The 22,950-nt window shown below is 50.7% G+C and carries 20 protein-coding genes and 1 pseudogene; 15 read left to right on the top strand and 6 right to left on the bottom strand.

Annotation, left to right across the window (positions count from 1 at the left end; genetic code table 11):
- Positions 1–9 precede the first annotated feature (9 nt).
- Positions 10–1,023, top strand: a complete 1,014-nt coding sequence (locus tag EBB54_RS26595; RefSeq protein WP_125129686.1) for an ABC transporter ATP-binding protein — start codon at positions 10–12, stop codon at positions 1,021–1,023.
- A gap of 290 nt (positions 1,024–1,313) precedes the next feature.
- Here the strand turns inward: EBB54_RS26595 and EBB54_RS26600 are convergent, their stop codons facing one another.
- Entirely contained in the window at positions 1,314–1,823 is a 510-nt protein-coding gene (locus tag EBB54_RS26600) for an FAD-dependent oxidoreductase (RefSeq protein WP_243127823.1), read from the bottom strand.
- A gap of 341 nt (positions 1,824–2,164) precedes the next feature.
- Between EBB54_RS26600 and purM the strand changes: the two genes are divergently transcribed.
- From purM to EBB54_RS26635, 7 genes are all read left to right on the top strand, one after another.
- The gene (gene purM, locus EBB54_RS26605) at positions 2,165–3,418 is read left to right on the top strand and encodes a phosphoribosylformylglycinamidine cyclo-ligase (protein WP_125129687.1); all 1,254 of its coding nucleotides are present in this window, start codon (positions 2,165–2,167) and stop codon (positions 3,416–3,418) included.
- Positions 3,419–3,484: 66 nt separating this feature from the next.
- Positions 3,485–4,414 carry a helix-turn-helix transcriptional regulator gene (locus EBB54_RS26610; protein WP_125129688.1) on the top strand — a complete coding sequence of 310 codons (930 nt, stop codon included), beginning with the start codon at positions 3,485–3,487 and terminating at the stop codon, positions 4,412–4,414.
- Between the two features lie 194 nt (positions 4,415–4,608).
- Positions 4,609–4,938 carry a TfoX/Sxy family protein gene (locus EBB54_RS26615; protein ID WP_125129689.1) on the top strand — a complete coding sequence of 110 codons (330 nt, stop codon included), beginning with the start codon at positions 4,609–4,611 and terminating at the stop codon, positions 4,936–4,938.
- A gap of 35 nt (positions 4,939–4,973) precedes the next feature.
- Entirely contained in the window at positions 4,974–5,612 is a 639-nt protein-coding gene (locus EBB54_RS26620) for a GyrI-like domain-containing protein (protein WP_125129690.1), read from the top strand.
- A gap of 134 nt (positions 5,613–5,746) precedes the next feature.
- Positions 5,747–6,076, top strand: a complete 330-nt coding sequence (locus tag EBB54_RS26625) for a hypothetical protein (protein ID WP_243127824.1) — start codon at positions 5,747–5,749, stop codon at positions 6,074–6,076.
- 123 nt (positions 6,077–6,199) lie between these two features.
- Positions 6,200–7,231, top strand: a complete 1,032-nt coding sequence (locus EBB54_RS26630) for a type II TA system antitoxin MqsA family protein (protein WP_125129691.1) — start codon at positions 6,200–6,202, stop codon at positions 7,229–7,231.
- Positions 7,232–7,509: 278 nt separating this feature from the next.
- Positions 7,510–9,780: a glycoside hydrolase family 3 C-terminal domain-containing protein gene (locus EBB54_RS26635; RefSeq protein ID WP_125129692.1), complete on the top strand. Its 2,271-nt coding sequence runs from the start codon at positions 7,510–7,512 to the stop codon at positions 9,778–9,780.
- Positions 9,781–10,051: 271 nt separating this feature from the next.
- Here EBB54_RS26635 and EBB54_RS32580 read toward each other — a convergent pair.
- Positions 10,052–10,360, bottom strand: a pseudogene (locus EBB54_RS32580) (AAA family ATPase); the annotation flags it as partial.
- A 285-nt stretch (positions 10,361–10,645) separates the two neighbouring features.
- Between EBB54_RS32580 and EBB54_RS26645 the strand changes: the two are divergent.
- Positions 10,646–12,109, top strand: a complete 1,464-nt coding sequence (locus EBB54_RS26645) for a sodium-dependent transporter (protein ID WP_125129693.1) — start codon at positions 10,646–10,648, stop codon at positions 12,107–12,109.
- A gap of 398 nt (positions 12,110–12,507) precedes the next feature.
- Positions 12,508–14,151, top strand: a complete 1,644-nt coding sequence (locus tag EBB54_RS26650; protein ID WP_243127825.1) for a DUF342 domain-containing protein — start codon at positions 12,508–12,510, stop codon at positions 14,149–14,151.
- Positions 14,152–14,265: 114 nt separating this feature from the next.
- Here the strand turns inward: EBB54_RS26650 and EBB54_RS26655 are convergent, their stop codons facing one another.
- Genes EBB54_RS26655 through EBB54_RS26665 form a run of 4 tightly spaced genes read right to left on the bottom strand, consistent with a single transcriptional unit; the run spans position 14,266 to position 16,256 of the window.
- Entirely contained in the window at positions 14,266–15,030 is a 765-nt protein-coding gene (locus EBB54_RS26655; RefSeq protein ID WP_125129695.1) for a hypothetical protein, read from the bottom strand.
- Positions 15,031–15,032: 2 nt separating this feature from the next.
- Entirely contained in the window at positions 15,033–15,485 is a 453-nt protein-coding gene (locus EBB54_RS31485; RefSeq protein ID WP_243127826.1) for an ATP-binding cassette domain-containing protein, read from the bottom strand.
- A complete protein-coding gene (locus EBB54_RS31490) occupies positions 15,482–15,898 on the bottom strand; it encodes an ATP-binding cassette domain-containing protein (RefSeq protein ID WP_243127827.1) in 417 nt (138 codons plus the stop codon). The genes EBB54_RS31485 and EBB54_RS31490 overlap by 4 nt, the downstream gene beginning before the upstream one ends.
- Positions 15,870–16,256, bottom strand: coding sequence for a GntR family transcriptional regulator (locus EBB54_RS26665; protein ID WP_125129696.1), 387 nt, complete (start codon positions 16,254–16,256; stop codon positions 15,870–15,872). The genes EBB54_RS31490 and EBB54_RS26665 overlap by 29 nt, the downstream gene beginning before the upstream one ends.
- Before the next feature lie 275 nt (positions 16,257–16,531).
- On the opposite strand from EBB54_RS26665, the gene asnS reads away from it, so the two are divergent.
- The 5 genes from asnS to EBB54_RS26690 all read left to right on the top strand — a co-directional run bounded on the left by asnS (position 16,532) and on the right by EBB54_RS26690 (position 22,916).
- On the top strand, positions 16,532–17,923 hold the full coding sequence (gene asnS, locus EBB54_RS26670; protein WP_004074646.1) for an asparagine--tRNA ligase: 1,392 nt from the start codon (positions 16,532–16,534) through the stop codon (positions 17,921–17,923).
- A gap of 94 nt (positions 17,924–18,017) precedes the next feature.
- On the top strand, positions 18,018–19,352 hold the full coding sequence (locus tag EBB54_RS26675; protein ID WP_004074648.1) for a CCA tRNA nucleotidyltransferase: 1,335 nt from the start codon (positions 18,018–18,020) through the stop codon (positions 19,350–19,352).
- Between the two features lie 181 nt (positions 19,353–19,533).
- Complete coding sequence (locus EBB54_RS26680) at positions 19,534–20,610, top strand: protein kinase family protein (RefSeq protein ID WP_125129697.1); 1,077 nt, start codon at positions 19,534–19,536, stop codon at positions 20,608–20,610.
- 79 nt (positions 20,611–20,689) lie between these two features.
- Positions 20,690–22,423, top strand: coding sequence for a phospho-sugar mutase (locus EBB54_RS26685; protein WP_125131067.1), 1,734 nt, complete (start codon positions 20,690–20,692; stop codon positions 22,421–22,423).
- A gap of 217 nt (positions 22,424–22,640) precedes the next feature.
- A complete protein-coding gene (locus EBB54_RS26690; RefSeq protein WP_004074654.1) occupies positions 22,641–22,916 on the top strand; it encodes an HU family DNA-binding protein in 276 nt (91 codons plus the stop codon).
- The last annotated feature ends 34 nt before the right edge of the window (positions 22,917–22,950 follow it).

Genomic DNA, 22,950 nt, shown 5'->3' on the forward strand with positions numbered 1-22,950 from the left:
TGAAAATAGATGTCATACATAGAATTTAAAAATATCCATAAGCGGTTTGGCGACGCCCATGTGTTACGGGGGATTGATCTGCACATCGAGCAGGGGGAATTTGTGACACTGCTGGGGCCGTCCGGCTGTGGAAAAAGCACGCTGCTCCGCTGTTTTTCCGGACTTGAGACCGTCAGCGAAGGGGAGATCTACCTGGACGGCGTGAACATCACGAACTTTACGCCGAAGCAGAGAAAGATCGGAATGGTCTTCCAGCAGTACAGCCTGTTTCCCAATATGACGGTGCGCCAGAACGTGGCCTTCGGCCTTCAGATCCAGAAAAAGGAAAAATCATATATAGAAGAAAAAGTAAAAGAAGTGCTGGACATTGTGGGCCTGTCGGAAAAGATCAACCAGTATCCGAGACAGCTTTCCGGCGGACAGCAGCAGAGGGTGGCTCTGGCAAGGGCGATCGTCATGGAGCCAAAGGTGCTGCTTCTGGATGAACCTTTAAGCGCCATCGACGCGCTGCTGCGGCGCAACCTCCAGATCGAGATCCGCAAGATCCAGCAGAAATTGAAAATCACAGCTATTTTTGTAACCCATGACCAGGAGGAGGCCATGGTGATGTCGGACACGATCCACCTGTTTAACGTGGGGCAGATCGAGCAGTCCGGCTCGCCGGAGGAGATCTACGCCTGCCCGAAGACAAAGTTTGCGGCAAATTTCATCGGGCACTACAATATCCTGGAAACGGCGGCCATGAAGAAGGTCGTGACCGTGGAGAGCGGAAGCGAATTTGTGGCGATCCGTCCCGAGGCGGTCCGCATTTCCGCAGAGGACGGCGGCAGCGATGGGCAGGCCGTTCGGATGAAAGGAAAGATCACCGGGGCCATGTCCAGGGGAACCACCGTTGCCTACACGGTAGACTGCGGCGGCCTGGAGATCAATGCGGACGTCCTGTTCAGCCCAAACGGAAGGCTGGGAATGGGAGAAGAAGTGTATCTGCAGATTCCAAAGAAAGATATTTTGGAGCTTAGATGAACATATGATTTTGGAAGTTACCGGCTGTAGATTACATGGAAAGACTTATATGTAAAAAAACACCAGACCTCCTTATCTTCCGATACCTGCCAAACCAGCAACTGCCGGAAAATAACATAGATAAAAGAGAACCCGTTATTTTCCGGCAGCTATTTCCTTGACAGACCCTGAGACCTGACGACAGAAAGTCTGGGTATAAATGCAGAAAACCGATTATGGTACTTTCTCGGATTTTCTATGCTACCCTATCAAGAAACAGGGTGCTTGTAAATAATATTCGCTGGTATGTCCTACAAACTCGCAGCCGCATAAAACCCTTCCCTCACGGCATCCCCAATCTTCCCAAGCTTCTTGCTGTCTCCTACGACCCGTGTCTTTGTATGATATTTTGTCTTCACGGCCTCCACCGTCGTAAGGTCTGGCTTTATGCCAAATGCGGAGATTACGGTATCTGCCTTCAGCACTTCCTGCGTTCCGTCCTGTTTCTCGACGGTCACGCCGTCTTCCTGGATAGAAACGACCTTTGTATCGGTCAGAATCCGAACCTGGTTCTTTGCAAGTCCGTTCATCAGGGAAAACTTATTGATGAACATGGCGTCTCTGGCAACCTCCGGCAGCATTTCCACGATGGTCACCTTTTTACCCATCTCGGCAGCCATCTCCAGGGCGCCGTCACAGCCGGATACACCGCTGTCGCATACAGAGGTCAGCGACGGAAGTACGGTATATGTATCCAGATAGCCCTCTATGGAGCCCTGCGCGATCTGTTCATTGAGCATTTGGCACCCCATGATGATCATCTGATGCCGCCTTTCGCGCGCTCGATAAAATAATCAATTTCCTGTGAGTCTTTTCTTCCGTTTGTAAATGCGGAGTTTGTTCTGATCGCAAACTAAAAATATTTATGTGTATGAAGGGGTGTTATTTTAGACGAAAGCCATTCGCTCAACTTCGGGTTGAATGATACTGGGGATTTCAAATATCTGGTGATTGCGGATTCTGCTTCGCTCAGGTTAATATAAAGTAAGAATCTGGAACAGAAGCTATAGAAAGAACAGCCGTTTTCTGCGAATCTGCAAAGCGTTAAGTAAGGGGCTCCAGGAGCGGCCGCAAAACGAAATTCAAGATCGGAGGTCACAATATGCTGGACAACAAGAAAATAGCCGCGTTTATTTCTGAGAAGAGGAAGCGTCTGGGCATGACACAGGCGGAGGTTGCCGCCAGACTGAACGTCTCCTTCCAGGCCGTTTCAAAATGGGAAAACGGTACGCTGCCGAATGTGGAGATCCTGGTGGGATTGGCCGGGCTGCTGCACACCTCAGTGGATGAGATCCTTCAGGGCCGGGAGAAAAACAGCGAGAGTTTTTCGTACAGCAAAGCCGGGGTGGATATTTCCTACACCGATGCACTAAAACGGGAAATGGCGGTCTATCTGAACACAAATAACCCGCGGGTACTGAACGGACTGGGGCCTTTCGCGTCCCTGTACGACATTGGATTTTCAGGGATTGATGAGCCTGTACTGGTTCTGAAATCCGAGGAGCCGGGCTCCAAGCAGAAGCTGGCGATGGAATATGGGTATGTAGAATCCATCTGTCATGACATGATCAATCATCTGGTAAATGATATTGCCGTCATGGGCGCAAAGCCTCTTGCGGTGCTGGATACGATTGTCTGCGGCAAGGCGGAAAAGGAAACCATGAAAGCCTTTATCAAGGGAATTTCCGAAGCGTGCAGGGAAAACGAATGCGACCTGGTGGGCGGCGAAACGTCTATCCAGCCGGAGGTGGTGAATCCGGGGCTGTATATTCTGACGTCAAGCATTGCCGGGATCGTTCCCAGGGGAAGAATCATCGACGGATCAGACATTTCCGAAGGGGATAAGGTTCTGGCGGCTGCATCCAACGGTCTCCATACCAACGGCTATACCCTGGTCCGCCTGTTGATGGAGAAGATGCCGCAGATCAAGCTGGACAGGATACAAGGGGAGACATTCATCGAACAGATCATGAAGCCCCATACGCCTTATTACCCGGCGATCAAAGCGCTGCTTCGGGGAAACGGCGTCCGCGGCCTGGCGCATATCACCGGGGGCGGCATCAAGGGAAATCTGTGCCGGATCATCCCGGAGGGACTGAGTGCGGAGATCAACTTAAATAAGCTGAAAACACTGCCCATATTTGCGTATATTCAAAAGGCAGGTAATATAGAAGAGCAGGAAATGCTTTCCACGTTCAACTGCGGCGCCGGGCTTCTCATTGTGGTGAAAAAGGAGCATGCCAAGGAGGCGGCGGAGTGTATGAAGCGGTATCATGACTGCTATGAGATTGGGGAGATCAGGAAGGGGAAGGATAAGGTTATTTTCCAAAATCATATTTTATTCGATATTCACTAGAATATTTAAAACATGACATACAGTTGTCTTGTTTCCTGTGTTATACTGTATTTCGAAGGAGTGCATATGAAGATTGATCGACTGATTGGAATTTTATCTGTTCTGCTGCAGCAGGACATGGTGACCGCCCCCTTTCTTGCGGAGCGTTTTGAAGTGTCCAGAAGGACCATCAACCGGGATATTGAGGACCTGTGCAGGGCCGGAATCCCGATTGTGACCATGCCCGGGGCAGGCGGCGGGATCTCCATTATGGAAAATTATAAAGTAGACAGGACGGTATTCACTACCCGGGAAATGCAGGACATCCTGGCCGGGCTTCGAAGTCTGGACAGTGTCAGCGGCACCAGCCAGTACAGCCTGCTGATGGAAAAGCTTTCCGCAGGCGGATCGGATTTTATGGCAGGCAGCCAGTCCATCCTGATCGACCTGTCCTCCTGGTACAAGGAGGAGCTGGCCCCCAAGATCGACAGCATCCGGGCGGCCATAGACGGCAGGCGGGAACTGGAATTTCTTTATTTTTCACCGAAGATGGAAGGAAAAAGAAGGATTGAAGCCTATTATTTGATTTTCCGGTGGTCCAGCTGGTATGTCTGGGGATGGTGTACCCGACGGCAGGATTTCCGGCTGTTCAAGCTGAACCGCATGGCGGAGCTGCGGCTCTTGGATGCTCGTTTTGAGCCGCGGAAAGTCCCGCTGCCGGATTTGAAAAATGAGCGGATCTTTCCGGGCGGCATCCGGGTAAAAGTGCTTTTCGAGCCGGAATGCAAATGGCGTCTGGTGGAAGAGTTCGGCCTGGACTGCTTTGAAGAGCAGGAGGACGGAAAGCTTTTATTCCATGCGGATTACACGTATCAGGATAATCTGCTCAGTTGGCTTCTGACCTTCGGAGACCGGGCAGAGCTGCTGGAGCCGGAGAATGTCCGGGAGGAACTGCAGAAGATCATCGAAAATATGCGGTCAAAATATATTCCACCTGTACGTTTGGATGCTCTTTGAGCATCCAAACCACCTCATTCATTCGTAAAATCCGTGCTTCGCACTTTTGTGCCTGCTAACGCAGTCACATTTTACTCATTCATGAGGTGGGTTGCTAATCCGAAGTCGCACTTTCATTGCAATAAATTGCATAAAAATGTGACTTCGGATTGCAACCGTACAGGTGGAAAATATACAGGGGAAGGTGATAAGATATGGCAAGCAGTCCGGAATTTGTACAATATGTGGCAGACCAGCTTTCCGGCGCTGGAACGATCAGCTATCGGAAAATGTTTGGGGAATATGGATTATACTGTGATGGAAAATTTTTTGGATGCATCTGTGACGACCAGTTTTTTGTGAAAATGACAGAGGCGGGAAAACGTCTGGCGCCGGATATGGATACCGGTTCGCCCTATGAGGGAGCAAAGCCCCATTTCCTGATCGAAGAACTTGAAAATACGGAATTTCTGGCAGAATTTGTGACAGAGACATGCAGGGAGCTGCCCATGCCCAAGCCGAAAAAGAAAAAGGTGAAGGAGTGAGCTGTCAAAAAACAGACGAGAGGAGAGGAAATTTCATGCCGTTTGATTACAAAAAGGAATACAAGGAATTTTATCTGCCGCCCAGGAAACCGGGGATCATCGAGATTCCGGAGATGAATTATGTGGCTGTCCGCGGAAAAGGAAATCCAAATGAACCGAACGGGGAGTACAAGGCTGCGATGAACCTGCTGTACGGGATTGCATTTACAATAAAAATGAGCTATAAGGGGAGCCATAAGATCGACGGATATTTTTCTTATGTGGTGCCGCCGCTGGAGGGGCTCTGGTGGCAGGAGGGAATCAAAGGGGTCGATTATTCCCGCAAAGAAGATTTTCAATGGATCGCCATGATTCGGCTGCCGGATTTCGTGAAAAAAGAAGATTTTGACTGGGCAGTGGCGGAAGCGTCTGCGAAAAAGAAGACAGATTTTTCGAAAGTGGAATTTTTCACCTACGGGGACGGGGCCTGCGTCCAGTGCATGCACATCGGCAGCTACGACCATGAGCCGGAGACGGTCCGTAGGATGGAGGAATTTGCTGCGGAAAACGGATATGAAATTGACATTTCAGAGTCCAGATTCCACCATGAAATCTACCTCAGCGACCCCCGGCGGGCGGCGGAGGAAAAGCTGCGGACTGTGATTCGGCATCCGGTGCGGCCTTGTGAAGGATGAGTTACTGTTCACGCCCTGGCCGTGTGAACAGTAATCACACAGCAGACAGGCTATAATCGACCTTGGATTCTATTGACAAAATGGAATATAGGATATATTATAAAGGTATCAATTGATACTAAGGGAGCGTGGGTTTGATAAATGAAGCAAATGCAAGAATTGAAAGTAAATTAGAAGTAAAAGCTTATTTACAGGATTTAAAATTTGCTCTCAATAATGGAGCTAAAATAGAATTTCAGGCTAAAAGGTATATAGATTATAATAGAAATGAAAAATATACGAATCAATATACCGTTAATACTTTATTTCCGGATGAAAATCCGGTGGATGCATTGAAAAGAGAATTATTATCGCTGACTTCAGAAGACTATATACAGACAGTTAAGGATATTCGTTTTCCAAAGAGAAGTGAAATGCGCGTTTTTGGTAAGGTCTATAATGGAATAGATGACGTATATATATAAATAAGAGTGGAGACATTGGGAATATATGGTAATACTGCAGCATTTGTAATGTCTTTCCACTTTGCAGAGAATGCATTCATACCGGGGAGGTTTCCATATAGAAAGAAATAGGGAGGTGTTTTCATGGATATGAAAATTATTAAAAGCGAAAAACGTTTGTGCACATGTTGCATGGAAGAGCATGAAGTGAAAACAGTTCTTGTTAATGACCAGGCTGCCTTTAAGAATGTGAAGGTTGATTATGATGCATTTTATTTGTACTGTGATGCAGCAGGAGAGCTGTACATGGATGAACAGCAGATACAGGAAAATGATGTAAGACTTAAAGATGCCTATAGAAGGGCAGAAGGATTTTTAACGTCTGCAGAAATCAGCGGTATCCGTACAAAGTATGGAATCAGCCAGAGTGATCTATGCATTCTTCTTGGATGGGGCGGAAAGACAATCACAAGGTATGAGAGCCATCAGGTACAGGATAAGGCACATGATACGATACTAAAGAAGATTGACCTGGATCCGGAGTGGTTCTTGTCCCTATTACATGATGCGAAAGATAATCTGCCGGCAGAATCTTATCAAAGGTATTTAGATACGGCAACCGCTTTATATGAAAAAGATTGGGATTCATATTTGCGTAAGGCGATTGAGGCCAATTATGCAAAATATCAAGGGAATCAATTGCTTCATGGAAACACAGGGCTTTCCTTAGATAAGGCAGTAGACGTAATTCGCTATTTTGCAGCATCTGTAAAGGTCACAAGCCTTTATAAAGTAAAACTTATGAAGCTGATGTGGTATGCCGATGCTCTTTCATATAAAAACAGAGGATTTGCCATAACCGGTTTGATATATCAAGCTTTGCCGATGGGAGCAGTGCCGGTAGGCCATAATTCAATTATTGATCTTAAGGATGTTCCGTGTGAAGAAATAGATATGGGAGAGACGAACGCATATCACTTTTCATTAAAAAATACGTCTGAATTTCCGGCTCTTTCGGATGCAGATAAAAGTATTCTTGACATTGTTATTGATAAACTCGGCAAGATGACAAAAAGCGAGATTATTACTTTTATGCATAAAGAGCTGGCCTATACTGAGACTGCACCAAGGGACGCGATTTCATTCAAATATGTGGAAAAAAGTCTGCAGATATAATGAGAAAAGAACAAGGCGAAATTATCTATACCCGTGAAGCGAAGAGACAAGTGGACAGGGCTGTATGTACATTTGTCTTATCTTTTCCTCACCAGCTCTCCTCCTCCCGATAATACTTCCGATACTGCGCTGGAGTCATTCCGGTATGCATCCCATTATGACACGGCAACTTATAGCAAGATTTTACTATAATTCGCAAGATATTGCTATATTTTTTTCTAAGCACATGCTATCCTTTTTAATAGAAAAAACTACATCATAAAAAGGAGTGTACACTTATGGAACGTAATCTGAAAGAACTGATTTCCAAAATGACTTTGGAAGAGAAAGCGGGCATGTGCTCCGGCCTTGATTTCTGGCATCTGAAAAATGTGGAACGGCTGGGGATTCCCAGCGTCATGGTCAGCGACGGCCCTCACGGACTGCGCAAACAGGATGACAAAGGCGATCATCTGGGGATCAATGACAGCATCAAAGCGGTTTGCTTTCCGCCGGCCTGCCTGTCCGCATGCTCTTTCGACCGGGAACTGATGACGGAGCTGGGCGAGACCATCGGAAGGGAAGCCCAGGCCACAGACGTGTCAGTCGTCCTCGGTCCGGCCGTCAACATCAAGCGTTCTCCGCTGTGCGGGCGGAATTTTGAGTATTATTCCGAAGATCCCTACCTGGCAGGGGAGACCGCAGCGGCATTTATCAATGGCGTGCAGTCTCAGCATGTTGGCACGTCCATCAAGCATTTTGCAGCAAATAATCAGGAATACAACCGTATGAGCAATTCTTCGGAGGCAGACGAGAGAACCCTGCGGGAAATTTATTTCCCGGCCTTTGAGACGGCGGTGAAAAAATCCCGGCCTTATACGGTGATGTGCTCCTACAACCGGGTCAACGGCGTTTACGCTTCGGAAAATCCCTGGCTGCTTACGGACGTGCTCCGCGGGGAATGGGGCTTCGAAGGGTATGTGATGTCCGACTGGGGCGCGGTCAATGAGCGCGTGCCTGCCCTCAAAGCCGGACTGGAACTGGAGATGCCCACTTCCGGAGGAGCAGGCGACCAGGAGATTATAAAGGCGGTAAAAGACGGCACGCTGGATGAAGCTGTGCTGGATCGTGCCGTAGAGCGGATCCTCCGCATTTCCTTCAAATGGCTGGACAACCGGAAGGAGCAGCCCTTTACCATGGAGGAGGATCACGAGTTTGCCCGCCATACTGCAGAGCAGTCTATGGTTCTTTTGAAAAATGAAAACGTACTTCCGCTGAAAACAGACGAAAAAGTTGCATTTATCGGCGGATTTGCAAAAAAACCGCGTTTCCAGGGCGGCGGAAGTTCCCATATCAACAGCTTCCGCGTCAGCAGCGCATTAGATGCCGTTTCCCGGATGGAAGAGATTTCAGGAAACGTCACCTATGCCGAAGGGTTTGCGGCGGACAAGGATGTATATGACGAGACGCTTGCGGCGGAGGCCGTAGAGGCGGCAAAAAATGCGGACAAAGCGGTGATCTTCGCCGGGCTTCCGGACAGCTTCGAGTCGGAAGGCTATGACCGGGCGCACATGGGACTTCCCCAGTGCCAGAACCGTCTGATTGCGGAAATCCTAAAGGTGCAGCCGAATACCATCGTGGTTCTCCACAACGGTTCCCCGGTGGAAATGCCCTGGCTCGCTGATGTGAAGGGCCTTCTGGAAGCCTACCTGGGCGGCCAGGCCGTGGGAGAGGCCGAGGTCAGCCTGTTATACGGAAAGGTCAATCCATCCGGAAAGCTTGCGGAGACAATCCCCCTGAAGCTTTCGGACAACCCGTCCTATCTGAACTTTGGAGAGGGAGAGAAAACCGTTTACCATGAAGGTGTATTCGTGGGATATCGTTATTACGACACCAAGGAAATGCCGGTGGCGTTCCCCTTCGGCTACGGACTGTCTTACACTACATTTGCATACAGCAATCTGAAGCTGGACAAGGACGAGCTGACGGAAAAGGATACTCTGACGGTCAGCGTGGATGTCACCAACACGGGAAATGTGCCTGGAAAGGAGATCGTTCAGCTCTATGTCCGTGATAACAGCGGCGCCTGCCGACGCCCGGACAAGGAATTAAAGGGCTATGAAAAGGTTGCCCTGGAACCAGGCGAGACAAAGACCGTGACCATGACCCTGGATCACAGAAGCTTCGCATGGTACAATACCGACATGAAGGACTGGTATTCAGCCAGCGGAACATATGACATCCTGATCGGCGCATCCTCCCGCGATATCCGCCTGACATCCGCCGTACAGATGAAGTCCTCCGTCAAACCGCCGCTCAAGCTCCACCTGAACACCACCCTGGGCGAGCTGCTCTCCGATGAGCGGACCATGGAGTACGGAAAATATCTGGCGGACAAGATGACCTCCTTCTTCGGCGGCTCATCCGATGAAGCAAGCGAAGCCATCACCGACGAGATGAACGCTGCCATGGCAACATCCATGCCGATCCGGAATGTGTTTTCCTTCGGGGCCTGCTCCAAAGAAGAAGTGCTGGAAGGGCTGAATAAGCTGATTGAAGCACAGAAATAAAGAAAGAGGGCTGCCGGAACATATGCTCTTTGAGCAACTAATTCCAGGCAGCCCCTGATCTATTCCGGTTTACCTGCGGCCTGTTGCCGGGCCGCTATTTTAAACGCCGGTTTTTATTTCCCCATTTCTTAAACTTATCCCACGGATCTCTCATACCAATTCCAAAATACCCGTCTATTATAAGTATAAAAAGTGTATACACACTAAATACCAGTCCCCATTTTCCAATATTTTTCATAGAATGCTTCAAAATATAATCACCTCCCGCTTTTTATAATGCATCCCGCAGAACTTCCATTTTACAGGTATGCACCTTGGTCTTTTTATTATACGCGATTCCTACACCCAAAATCCGTCCGGTATACTTAGTGTAGTGACCGCATTATATTCCAACACACCTCCTTGGCTAATTTTCCATCGGACTGCGTTGACTTCAATCGGCGTAGCTGCCGGCTACGCCTCATTCAGCCGTATGATCAACCTTTAGTTCCAGAATAATTCCATCCGCCCTTTTATCTGTTTCCGGATAGAAAATAAAGTCTACATATCCAATTCCGGCTTTATCCTCCCGCTCCATCCGCTCCTTTCTACAGTGAACTGAGCCTGTGACCTCTCTTTTTTGTAAATCAATTATATACATAATATTTACATACGTCAACAAACCATAATCAACTTGCGGCTGGTTATACCATAAATTGTAACGCCTTATTTTTGGATGAACTTGAATAAATTTTTACATTGCCGACCTTTAGCATCCTATGATAAAATAGGAATACCTTGCGAAACGGCCGAACGGCCATAGCGGGATGACCTTAGGCATATCTAAAGGCATCCCTTACCAAGGAAACATGAGGAGGAAATCAAAGTGAAGAGAGAAAAATTTGGTTCCAGGCTGGGTTTTATTCTGGTATCTGCCGGATGTGCAATCGGCATTGGAAATGTATGGAAGTTCCCGTACATGTGCGGGGAATTTGGGGGCGCGGCGTTTATTGTGATCTACCTGATATTTCTTTTGGTATTGGGAATCCCTGTGCTCACCTGTGAATTTGCCATCGGGCGTGGCAGCGGCCGCAGTGTTGCGGCGGGCTTCGAACGGCTGGAGCCCCAGGGGACAGGCTGGCATATCACAAAATGGGTCGGCATTGTCGGAAGCTATCTGCTGATGATGTTCTACACCACGGTAGGCGGCTGGATGATGTACTACTGCTTCCGCAGCTTTTCAGGAGAATTTGCGGGGGCATCTACAGAAGAGGTGACGGCGGGATTCTCGGACATGCTGGGCAATGCCCCGATGATGGCGTTCTGGACGACGCTGATCTGCATCATCGGCTTCGCGGTCTGCCAGTTCGGAATCCAGAAAGGGATCGAGCGGGTTTCCAAGTTCATGATGAGCGCGCTTCTGATTATCATGGTGGTGCTGGCGGTTCATTCCATTTTCCTGGAAGGGGCCGGGGAAGGAATCCGTTTCTACCTGGTGCCCGATTTTGCCCGGATGAAAGAGATGGGCATCGGAAATGTGATCTTCGGGGCCATGAGCCAGGCGTTTTTCACGCTCTCCATCGGCATCGGCGCCATGATGATCTTCGGCAGCTATATCGGAAAAGAGAGAAGCCTGATGGGAGAAGCCATCAGCATCACGGCGCTGGATACCTTTGTGGCGCTGATGGCCGGATTTATCATCATTCCCTCCTGCTTCGCCTTCGGCATTGAACCGGGAGCAGGGCCGAGCCTGATTTTTATTACCATTCCGAATATATTTGCCCAGATGCCGGGAGGACAGGTGTGGAGCGCGCTGTTTTTCCTGTTCCTGACATTCGCGGCATTTACCACCATTGTAGCCGTATTTGAAAATATCATTTCCTTTGATATAGATATCTTCGGCTGGTCCAGAAATAAAAGCGTGCTGGTGAGCGCAGTCCTGATCATCGTCCTGAGTATGCCCTGCGTGCTGGGCTTCAATGTGCTGGCCGGCTTTGAGCCGCTGGGGGCGGGGACAAACGTTCTGGATCTGGAGGATTTCATTGTGTCAAATAACCTCCTTCCGCTGGGAAGCCTGGGGTATGTGCTCTTCTGCACCAGAAAAAACGGCTGGGGCTGGGCTCATTTCCTGGAAGAAGCCAACCACGGCAAAGGTATCCGATTCCCGGAATGGCTGGAGGGCTACATGTCCTACGTCCTGCCCCTGGTCATCACCGTGATCTATCTGAAAGGATACTATGACAAATTTGCGGGACAGGGGGCCGCGGCTCTGACCGGATGGATGATTGCCGCCGTACTTTTCCTGGCATTTATCATAGCGTGCGCGGTCGTGCGTAGGCAGGAATCGTGACATGCAATCAATGCGTCGCGGCCATTCACAGCAGTTAAGCCCATTCATCACACAAAAAACAGGAATCTATTGGAATCGGATATTTATTGCTTGCTAGTTCAGCCTGTCACAGTGTATAATAAAATTACAGAACTATACACTGTGAACTCCATGTAAAGGAGGTGAAATGCATGGGTTTCAAAAATCAAAAAATCTGGTCTCGTTTTTTCGGATCGAAATCAGAGCAAGTCAGAGACAAACAGGTTCCGGAGCATTTGTTGCAGGAGAGTACTGAAAAGAAGGAGGAGCAAGCCGCCGCAGCGCCGCCGCCACCACCTGCCGCCGAAGTGGAGCTGGAGTTACCTCGGGAGCATGCATTGCATACGTTGTGTGGAATGCGGGTTCAGCGGGCAAAAGGTTTGTCAAGTCCCAGACTGCGGCTGGAAGGCCGTGAAGATTTTTCCCAGTCTGAACTGAGGAAGGAGCTGGGACGCCTGCAGAGGGTGCTTACACTGGCTGCCAATGCCCGTCTCAAAGAGATAAGGGCCTGGGAAGCCAAGGTACAGGAGAAGGCGGACGCTCAGAAGGCTTTATCAATAGAGCAGGGCACGCAGTCCGCAGCAAAAAAAGACACACCGCCAGGTCAGGACGCGCAGTCCCAGGCAGCAAAGAACGTATCAGCAGAACAGGGTACACAGCCGGAAGAACAGGCGCCGCCGCCGATCGTGATGGATGCGCTGCCGATTATCCACATTTCGGCCGACAAGCTTTCCGCCTGGCTGATGGTATTTCCGCCGGTGGGAGAAGGAAAAGAACTGGACCGGGAGATGCTGGACAAAGCGCTTGAGGTCAGCAAAGTTACATTCGGAGTGGACGAAGGGCTGCTCGGACGTCTGCCGGGGGAACAGAACCCTTATTTTTCCCTGTTTACACTGGCAAAGGGAATACCGGCGCACAACGGAAAAGACGGCCAGATCATCGAGCGCTTCGAGAAGGTCGTGGAACGGAAGTTTGAAGTGGATGAGCATGACCGGGTGGACTATGCGTCGCTCCATTTCTTCCAGAGCGTAGAAGCAGGGGACGTGATCTGCGAAGCGATCCTGCCGACAAAGGGCGAACCGGGCCGGACAGTGCTCGGCCAGGAGCTTCCGGCCAAGGACGGCAAGGAAGCGCCGCTTACCAAAGGACAGAATACGGAGATCAGCGAGGACGGGACCAAGCTGCTGGCAACCCAGGCCGGACACGTGGAATACGTGGGCAGGAGTTTTCAGGTCAGGGCCGTGCTGGAGATCGCCGAGAACGTAGATTATTCTACAGGCAATATCAACTATATGGGAGACGTGCATATCCACGGCAGAGTGTGCAGCGGTTTCAGCGTACAGGCGGCGGGGAATATCACGGTAGACGGAGTCGTAGAGTCAGCCACTGTTGAGGCAGGAGGAGACCTGATCGTAGCCAAGGGGATTGTAGGCAATACCGATTCGGTCGTCAGGGCAGACGGCAATGTCTTTGCAAAATATCTGGAAAACAGCATCGTCCATGCGCGGGCGAACCTGCAGGCCGACTGTATCGTCAACAGCGAAGTATACAGCGACGGGGAGATTGAAGTCCGGTCCGGCAGGGGCATCATCGTAGGCGGACGGATTCGGGCGGGAAAGAAAGTCAGCGCCAAAGTCATCGGATCAAAATCCGAAAGCCAGACCCGCATCTATTTAGGCGGCGAGCCCTGTATGGAATACGAGCGGCAGGAGCTGGCAGCGGTGATCGAGGAAGCCGAAGACGAGCTGGAAAAGCTGGAAAAACGTCCCAACAGCCCGGATAAGCTGGAGCGTATGAAGCGGCTTCAGTTTGACCTTTCCGTCAACCGGATCAAGCTGGAACAGATGGACGAAGAGCTGGCAAAGAAGCAGGAGGAGATCGAAAACCTGGGCGGATGCAAGCTGGTTGCGGACATTGCATATCCGGGGCTGGTGCTGACCATCTGCGATATCAAGGCCCGCTTGAAGCAGGTTACATCCATGTGCAACGCAAGGCTGTCTAACGGAGAGATCAGATTCTCATAAATACTGTAATACCCAGGGGGAGGGGCGAAGCAGGAGGAAAGTTCACAAAAAAAGTACCACGGAGAATGGGGGTTCTCCATGATACCATCCACAATACGTTCGTTTTATCCCATGTTATTCTAAAGAAAATAGACTTTTCGCGGCAGGGTCATTGATTTCCGCGCGGCGTATGAACAGGTAGGAGCAGACGTTCAGCAACCCGGCATACAAAAGCAGCAGGAAAAGCGGGTATACCAGCCGTATCGTGCCGTCGGCCATGAAGCCGAAGCTTTTTGCCGCAAGCGCAGCAAACCGGTGCTTGAAAGAGTCCCACGGTCCTGTTCCGAAGAGGACGGAGGCTCCCAGAATCAGGAGGACCCCGGCGGCAGCCCCGATAAATATGGAGACTTTTTTGGGCATCCGGTTTAAGGCCAGGGCGAAGAAGAAACACAGGCTGCTGAACAGCAGGTAGACCAGAAACAGCCAGAGCCAGCCAAGTACCGCCGGGTGCCCGTATCCGTACAGGCTGCCGAATATGGTCTGATAATTGCAATAGCCGGACAGAAGTACCCGCAGTGCGGTTCCCAAAAGCGTATCCACAAGGGACATCAGGCCGGATATAAAGACAAACTGGGCCATGGTGCCGAGGAAAATATACGTCCTTGTAAAGCCGTTTTGCATCAGCATCCGGAAATCTTCTTTCATCTGCAGGATACCGACGATGCTGACAAAGATGATGGAATTAAGCTCCAGGCAGTTTATGCTTCCGACCTTAGAGGCCAGAAGAAAAATGATGCCGGATATAGCCGGGATGATACAGGCCAGCGCCAGGTAAAATACCCAGATGTATTGGAAGGAAGTTTCACATTCGTATCGGATCACTGTAAGTAGTTTTTTCATAGTTACAAGCCACCTTTCTCAGTCAGTTTTACGAATAATTTCTGTAAATTCATATTGGAGATCTGCAGCGGACTGCCATGGGGCAGTTCTTCTTTTTTGCCCAGGATATAAGCCAGCTTCATGGCGCCTAACTCATCCCTGCCGATCACATGCCGGCCCCTGCAGTAGTCCTCCAGCGCGTCCTCGGGCCCGCAGACGCAGTACCCCCTCTCCAGCAGGCTTTCCACCGGCTCCTGGAGAAGGAATTTTCCGCGGTCAATGAGAACCACTTCCTCGATGATATTGGCTACCTCTTCGATCAGGTGGGTTGCCAGGATGATCGTCCTCTGGCGTTTTTCATAGTCCCTCAGCAGGAAATGGTAGAACAGCTCCCGGTGGTTCGCGTCCAGGCCCAGCACCGGCTCGTCGAAAATCACATAGGGAACGTCCAGCGCCAGCGCAATGGCCAGCTTCAATATAGACTGCTGTCCTTTAGACAGGGCCGGAAACCGTTTCCGCGTATCCAGGGAAAACGTTCCGCGATCTCAAAGGCCAGATCCTTCTGGAAATGGTCATAAAACCGGTCGGTCCATTTGAAAATATCCCGCACCTTCAGGCTGCTGTCGTACAAATCCTGAGCAGACATGCAGAAGAGCTTCTCATGCACCGCCATATTTTCCTTTGCGGGCAGCCCGTCGATCAGGATCTCCCCCTCATCCGCAAAGCTCCGGTTTGCGATGAGGTTGATCAGGGTGGACTTGCCGGCGCCGTTTCGCCCCAACAGCCCGTAGATCTTGCCGTGCTCGAATGAAAAAGAGACATTCTCAAGCGCGGTTACACGGCCGTAGCGCTTCATAACATTATTGATCTGGATTGCATTCATCTTCATAACCCCTTTCTATCAATCTCATAAGCTCCTCCTTTGACATCTCAAGCTTCACCGCTTCGCGGACCATGGAGGCGACGTACTGGCTGAAAAACTGGCCCTGCCGCTTCCTGCGTATCCGCTCCACCGCCCCTTCCCTCACATACATTCCAAGTCCCCTCCTTTTATAAATGACCTCCTCATCCACCAGCAGGTTCATGCCCTTAAGGACCGTATGGGGATTGATGTTCAGAAGAACGGAGATCTCATTTGTGGAGGGGATCTTTGTTTCCTCCGGGAACGTCCCGGTAAAGATCGAGTCCTCCAATTGTTCTGCGATCTGGATAAAGATGGGCTTATCCAGGTCCGGATTGACATACAATGATATCACCTCACTTATCTAGTTAGTTAGTTGAGTAACAAACTATATTACGTGTTCAGTATAGAACTTCAAAATGGTTTTGTCAATTCTTTTTTTGATAAAATATATCTTCGGGCAGGAACAATAAAATTTTTGGGATACTGGCGGACGAAGAGGTTGATTTTATCCGTGGAAACAGATATACTGTAAAGCGTGAATGAAATTGCCGAAGAGACGCGGACGGGCGATCCGGCTGCCGCGCAGACAGGCGACAGTAAATAAAGGAGTATTTTGAGATGGAATTAGTGACAATTCGGGAGTTATTTAAGAACAGGGACGGCTATCTGGACAAGCAGGTGACAGTCGGAGGATGGATTCGCAGTATCCGGGATTCCAAGACATTTGGCTTTATCGTAGTAAATGACGGTTCTTATTTCGAGCCGCTGCAGATCGTGTATCATGATAAAATGGACAACTTCCAGGAGATTTCAAAGCAGAACGTAGGCGCGGCGATCATCGTGACCGGTACCCTGGTGGCCACGCCCCAGGCGAAGCAGCCCTTCGAGATCCAGGCGGAAGAGGTGACGGTGGAAGGCGCCTCCGCGCCGGATTACCCCCTGCAGAAGAAGCGTCACAGCTTCGAATATCTCAGGACGATCTCCCATCTGCGGCCCAGGACCAATACATTCCAGGCCGTATTCCGGGTGCGGTCGCTGGCGGCCTATGCCCTCCACAGATTTTTCCAGGAGCGGGGCTTCGTCTACGTGCATACCCCGCTGATCACAGGCAGCGACTGCGAGGGCGCGGGCGAGATGTTTAGGGTGACTACGCTGGACATGGAGGATCTCCCGAAAAATCCGGACGGAAGCGTAGATTACGCGCAGGACTTCTTCGGAAAAGAGACCAGCCTGACGGTCAGCGGCCAGCTCAACGGCGAGACCTATGCCCAGGCGTTTCGGAGCATATATACGTTCGGTCCCACCTTCCGGGCGGAAAATTCCAACACCACCCGGCACGCGGCGGAGTTCTGGATGATCGAGCCGGAGATCGCCTTTGCGGATCTGGAGGACAATATGGAGCTGGCGGAGGCCATGCTGAAATACGTCATTTCCTATGTCATGGAGCAGGCGCCGGAGGAGATGAATTTCTTCAATTCCTTTGTGGACAAGGGGCTGCTGGAGCGGCTGAAAAACGTGGTAGAGTCGGATTTCGCGAAGGTGACGTATACGGAAGCCATCGACATTTTAAGTAAAAACAACGATCAGTTTGAGTATAAAGTATCCTGGGGATGCGACCTGCAGACCGAGCATGAGCGGTACCTCACCGAGCAGGTATTCAAGCGTCCGGTCTTTGTGACGGATTACCCCAAGGAGATCAAGGCGTTCTATATGAAGCAGAACGACGACGGCAAGACCGTTGCGGCAGTGGACTGTCTGGTGCCCGGAATCGGGGAGATCATCGGCGGAAGCCAGAGGGAGGACGACTACGACAAGCTGCGCGCAAGGATGAAGGAACTGAATTTAAAAGAAGAAGACTACGGGTTCTATCTGGATCTGAGGAAATACGGCTCCACCCGCCACGCGGGCTTCGGGCTTGGCTTTGAGCGCTGCGTGATGTATCTCACCGGCATGGCCAACATCCGTGACGTGGTGCCGTTCCCGAGGACCGTGAAGAACTGCGAATTATAAGCTAGAGGCCTCGCCTTGGCCAAGGAGCGGCCCGCAGCAGGTATAAAACGCGGAAACAGGCAAATCGGCAGTTATTTCAAAAGGATGTGTTGGTGTGAAGATTGTATTGCCAAATAAAGTACTGATGATTATTCTGAATCTCCAGATGCATGGGTATGACGCCTATGCGGTGGGCGGCTGTGTCCGGGATTCGATCCTGGCGAAGAAGCCCCAGGACTGGGATATCACCACTTCGGCAAAGCCGGCGGATATCAAGCGGATGTTCCGCAGGACAGTGGACACCGGGATTGAACATGGAACCGTGACCGTGCTTTTGGGAAGGGAGAGTTTTGAAGTAACCACATACCGGATCGACGGAGTCTACGAGGACAACCGCCACCCAAAGGAAGTCCGGTTTACCAACAATCTGGAAGAAGACTTAAAACGACGGGATTTTACCATCAACGCCATGGCATACAATGACGATGTGCGCCTGGTGGATGCGTTCGGCGGGATGAAGGATCTGAATTACCACCTGATCCGGTGCGTCGGAAATCCAAAGGAACGGTTTTCCGAGGATGCCCTGCGGATTCTCAGGGCCGTCCGTTTTTCGGCCCAGCTTGGCTTCTCCATCGAGAAGTCTACGGAGGCGGCCATCAAAGAGCTGGCGCCTTCCCTGCGGCATGTCAGCGCGGAGCGTATCCGGACGGAGCTTTTGAAGATCCTGGTTTCCAACCATCCGGAGCAGCTTCGGGAGGCGTACCGCCTGGGGATCACGAAGGTGATCCTGCCGGAGTGGGACGACATGGAGGGAGTGGCGCAGAATACCCCGCACCACAAATATGATGTGGCGGAGCACACCATCCATGCCATCAAAAATGTAAAACGAGACAAGATCCTCCGGCTCACCATGCTGTTTCACGACATGGGAAAGCCGGCCATGAAGTCTACGGATGAAAACGGGCGGGATCATTTCAAAGGGCACGCGATTGTGAGTGAGGAGCTCACAAACGTGGTGATGCGCCGGCTCAAATTTGACAACGAGACCATCAAAAAAGTGACCCGGCTGGTGTGCTACCACGATTACCGTGTGGAAGCCACGCCCCAGAACGTGCGCCGGGCCATGAACCGGATCGGCGTGGAGCTGTTCCCCTACTATCTGGCGGTCCGCCTGGCGGATGTGAAGGCCCAGAGCGTCTACCAGAAGCGTGAGAAGGTGGAAAATATCATCAAGATGCGGGAACTGTATCAGGAAGCACTGGTACAGGAGAACTGCGTGACATTGCACGACCTGGCCGTGACTGGGAAGGATCTGATGGAGATCGGCATGGAGCCCGGACAGAAGCTTGGCAGCATGCTCCAGGAATTGCTGGAATGGGTCATCGACGACCCGGACTGCAACAAAAAAGAAATTTTGTGTGAATACGTAAAAGAAAAGCTTGGACTTTAGCATACCCGGGCTCTTTCTCTCATAGATATAGAAAAGCTGGTGATCAGCGAATCATTCAGGTAACTGTTCAGTACAATGGCTGCGGAAGCAGGCCACGCTGCCTTCGGCAATCTGCGCGGGCCTGCAGCCGGATACGCGGGGGTACTGAACAGGTACAAACATCGAATATGAGGGGGCAGCCATGAGAGAGTACGAGCTGGAAGTCTTGGAGCAATATGACGTCGAAGTGATGAGCACCCGCAAGATCAGGGGTGCATTTTTTTGCGAGACAAAAGAAGGAACAATGGTGTTGAAGGAGGCGGCAGTATCTGACCGGCGTGCCCTTTTACTGTATACATTGCTGCGCCATCTGGAGTCGGCGGGGTACCCGGATGTGGATACTCCGGTTCGGAACAGGGAGAAGGAGCTGGTCAGCGTTTCCCGCGGCCAGGCCCGGTATATGCTGAAAAAATGGTACGCAGGGCGGGAGTGCGACGTGCGCCGGGAAACGGATGTGCTGGAAGCGGTGAGAAACCTGGGGCGCCTTCATCAGAAAATGTGCTGGCGGGATATTTCCGGACATTCTGCAGGCGACAGCTTCCGGATACAGGACGCCGCCGTAGATCCGGACTTTGACCCGGAGCTGTGCCCTCCCGCGGGAAGGCATCTGAAGGAGGAATTTCTCTGCCATAACCGGGAGCTGAAAAAAGTGCGCAACTACATTCGGAACAAGGTAAACAAAGGGGAATTTGAATATCTGTTCCTGAAATATTTTGAGAACATGTATCAGCTTGCGTCGAAGGTGACGAAACGGCTGGAGGACTCGGAGTACGAGGGCATCTACCGGAAGAGCCTGGAAGAGGGTCTGATGGTGCACGGGGATTATAATTACCACAACATCCTGATGCTGCCGGGACAGGAGCGGATCGGCGTGCCTGCCATGGCCACCACCAATTTCGACCATTTCCACCGGGATGTGCAGGTTCTGGATCTGTATTATTTCCTGCGCAAGGTCATGGAAAAGCATAAATGGAAGGAATCGCTGGGCCGCGCCATGCTGGAGGCGTACGCGGAGGTCAGGCCGATGTCGCCGGGAGAACTGGAGGTCATCGCGCTTAAAGCCGCCTATCCGGAGAAATTCTGGAAGACCGCCAACACCTACTACCATTCCAACAAAGCGTGGATTCCCGAAAAAAGCGTAGAAAAACTGCAGACCTCGGTTTTGCAGACAGAAGAAAAAATTCGGTTTTTGCAAAAGATATTCACTTTCTTTTTATAAAAAGCTGATGTATAATAAGTACAGCATATAACTGATACAAGGTTATATAGAGGATATAATCATATTAGGAGGTACTATGATGGAGTACAAAGAAAGATACCAGGAATGGCTGTCAAACCCTTATTTTGATGCGGACACCAAGGCCGAATTGGAAGGCATCAGGGAGGATGACAACGAGATCAAAGAGCGTTTTTACATGGATCTGGAATTTGGTACGGCCGGGCTGCGGGGGATCATCGGAGCAGGAACAAACCGGATGAACATTTATACAGTCAGGAAAGCGACTCAGGGACTGGCAAATTATATCATCAAGAACGGAAGCGCTGACAAAGGGGTTGCGATCGCATTTGATTCCCGCCGCATGTCGCCCGAATTTGCAGAGGAGGCGGCGCTTTGCCTGGCGGCCAACGGGATCAAGGCTTATGTGTTCGAATCCCTTCGTCCCACTCCGGAGCTTTCCTTCGCAGTACGCAAGCTCTCCTGCATCGCCGGGATCAACATCACCGCAAGCCACAATCCGCCGGAGTACAACGGATACAAGGTATACTGGGCGGACGGCGCGCAGATCACACCGCCCCATGACAAGGGGATCATGGACGAGGTAAAGGCCGTTGAGGACTATACCACCATGAAGACCATGTCAAAGGATGCGGCAAAGGAAGCAGGGCTTTACGAGTCCATCGGGGCAGCCATTGACGATGCATACATAGCGGAGCTGAAAAAGCAGGTGAAGCATCAGGACGCCATCGACGCGGCTGCAAAGGACCTCAAGATCGTCTACACGCCTCTCCACGGCACGGGCAATATCCCGGCGCGCCGGATCTTAAAGGAGCTGGGCTTTGAAAATGTATACGTGGTAAAGGAACAGGAACTGCCGGACGGCGAATTTCCGACCGTGTCTTACCCCAACCCGGAAGCAGAGGAAGCATTTGAGCTGGGCCTGAAGCTGGCAAAAGAGATCGACGCGGATATCGTGCTGGCTACAGATCCCGACGCGGACAGGCTTGGTGTCCGTGTAAAGGACAAGAACGGCGAATACCACACCCTCACCGGCAATATGTCCGGGTGTCTCCTGGCAGATTATGAGATCGGCGAGAAGAAGGAGATCGACGGCGGCCTTCCGGCGGACGGAAAGTTTATCAAGACCATTGTAACGACCAACATGGCAGATGCCATTGCAAAATATTACGGCGTGGACCTGATCGAATGCCTCACCGGATTTAAGTTCATCGGACAGCAGATCCTTGGATTTGAGACAAGCGGCAAGGGCGAGTACCTCTTTGGATTTGAAGAGAGCTACGGATGCCTGATCGGAACCCATGCAAGGGACAAGGATGCCATTGTGGCTACTATGGCGCTCTGCGAGGCGGCGGCTTTCTACAAGACACTGGACATGACCCTCTGGGATGCGATGATCGCTATGTATGACCGCTATGGATACTACAAGGACGACATCCAGTCCATCACCCTCAAGGGAATCGAAGGGCTTGCGAAGATCCAGGAGATCTTGGAGACTCTCCGGAAGAATCCTCCGACAGAGATCGCAGGCTACAAGGTGCTCAAGGCAAGGGATTACAAGGCGGATACGATCAAGGATATGGAGACCGGAGAAGTGACGGGAACCGGGCTGCCTTCCTCCAACGTGCTGTACTACGACCTGACGGACGACGCATGGGTATGTGTAAGACCTTCCGGCACCGAGCCCAAGGTAAAATTCTACTACGGCGTGAAGGGAACCTCCATGGAGGACGCAGACGCGAAATCCGCAGCAATGGGCAAAGAAGTCCTGGCGATGATTGATAAGATGATGTAAGGGGATACTCCTGGAATCCGAAGGCAAAGTTACTGCGGATAGTAACAAGAAATAGCCAAAATACGAGGAAATACCTTGACAAACATCATAGAAACAGGTATAACAGTACGTAAAGGCAATTAGCACAGGCATGTCGGCTGTGGGCGTGCGGGCTTTGTCTTCACATTAATCTATAGAATGAATGTTGTTCTAGTACAATAAAGAGGAGGAAACATCCATGAACAAAACAGAATTAGTAGCAGCAATCGCAGAAAATGCAGAGATTTCCAAAAAAGACGCCGAGAAAGCCGTAAAAGCTTTTGTTGAAGTTATAACGGAAGAATTAAAGAAGGGTGAGAAGGTTCAGCTTGTTGGATTCGGTACATTTGAAGTGACTTCCAGAGCAGCAAGAGAAGGAAGAAACCCGCAGACCGGCAATACAATGAAGATTGCTGCCTGCAAGGCACCGAAGTTCAAAGCAGGCAAGGCTTTGAAGGATGCTGTGAATTCATAATCAGGATGTGCGGTAAAGCCTGCATGATCAGATC

It is taken from the genome of Schaedlerella arabinosiphila (assembly GCF_003885045.1).
GTDB classification, from domain to species: Bacteria; Bacillota; Clostridia; order Lachnospirales; family Lachnospiraceae; genus Schaedlerella; species Schaedlerella arabinosiphila.

Bases quoted from the DNA above. Each gene is read 5' to 3' on its own strand.
- EBB54_RS26595 (WP_125129686.1), top strand. From the start codon at position 10: ATGTCATACATAGAATTTAAAAATATCCATAAGCGGTTTGGCGACGCC.
- EBB54_RS26600 (WP_243127823.1), bottom strand. From the start codon at position 1,823: ATGATCATCATGGGGTGCCAAATGCTCAATGAACAGATCGCGCAGGGC.
- purM (WP_125129687.1), top strand. From the start codon at position 2,165: ATGCTGGACAACAAGAAAATAGCCGCGTTTATTTCTGAGAAGAGGAAG.
- EBB54_RS26610 (WP_125129688.1), top strand. From the start codon at position 3,485: ATGAAGATTGATCGACTGATTGGAATTTTATCTGTTCTGCTGCAGCAG.
- EBB54_RS26615 (WP_125129689.1), top strand. From the start codon at position 4,609: ATGGCAAGCAGTCCGGAATTTGTACAATATGTGGCAGACCAGCTTTCC.
- EBB54_RS26620 (WP_125129690.1), top strand. From the start codon at position 4,974: ATGCCGTTTGATTACAAAAAGGAATACAAGGAATTTTATCTGCCGCCC.
- EBB54_RS26630 (WP_125129691.1), top strand. From the start codon at position 6,200: ATGGATATGAAAATTATTAAAAGCGAAAAACGTTTGTGCACATGTTGC.
- EBB54_RS26635 (WP_125129692.1), top strand. From the start codon at position 7,510: ATGGAACGTAATCTGAAAGAACTGATTTCCAAAATGACTTTGGAAGAG.
- EBB54_RS26655 (WP_125129695.1), bottom strand. From the start codon at position 15,030: ATGAAAAAACTACTTACAGTGATCCGATACGAATGTGAAACTTCCTTC.
- EBB54_RS31490 (WP_243127827.1), bottom strand. From the start codon at position 15,898: ATGAAGATGAATGCAATCCAGATCAATAATGTTATGAAGCGCTACGGC.
- asnS (WP_004074646.1), top strand. From the start codon at position 16,532: ATGGAATTAGTGACAATTCGGGAGTTATTTAAGAACAGGGACGGCTAT.
- EBB54_RS26680 (WP_125129697.1), top strand. From the start codon at position 19,534: ATGAGAGAGTACGAGCTGGAAGTCTTGGAGCAATATGACGTCGAAGTG.
- EBB54_RS26685 (WP_125131067.1), top strand. From the start codon at position 20,690: ATGGAGTACAAAGAAAGATACCAGGAATGGCTGTCAAACCCTTATTTT.
- EBB54_RS26690 (WP_004074654.1), top strand. From the start codon at position 22,641: ATGAACAAAACAGAATTAGTAGCAGCAATCGCAGAAAATGCAGAGATT.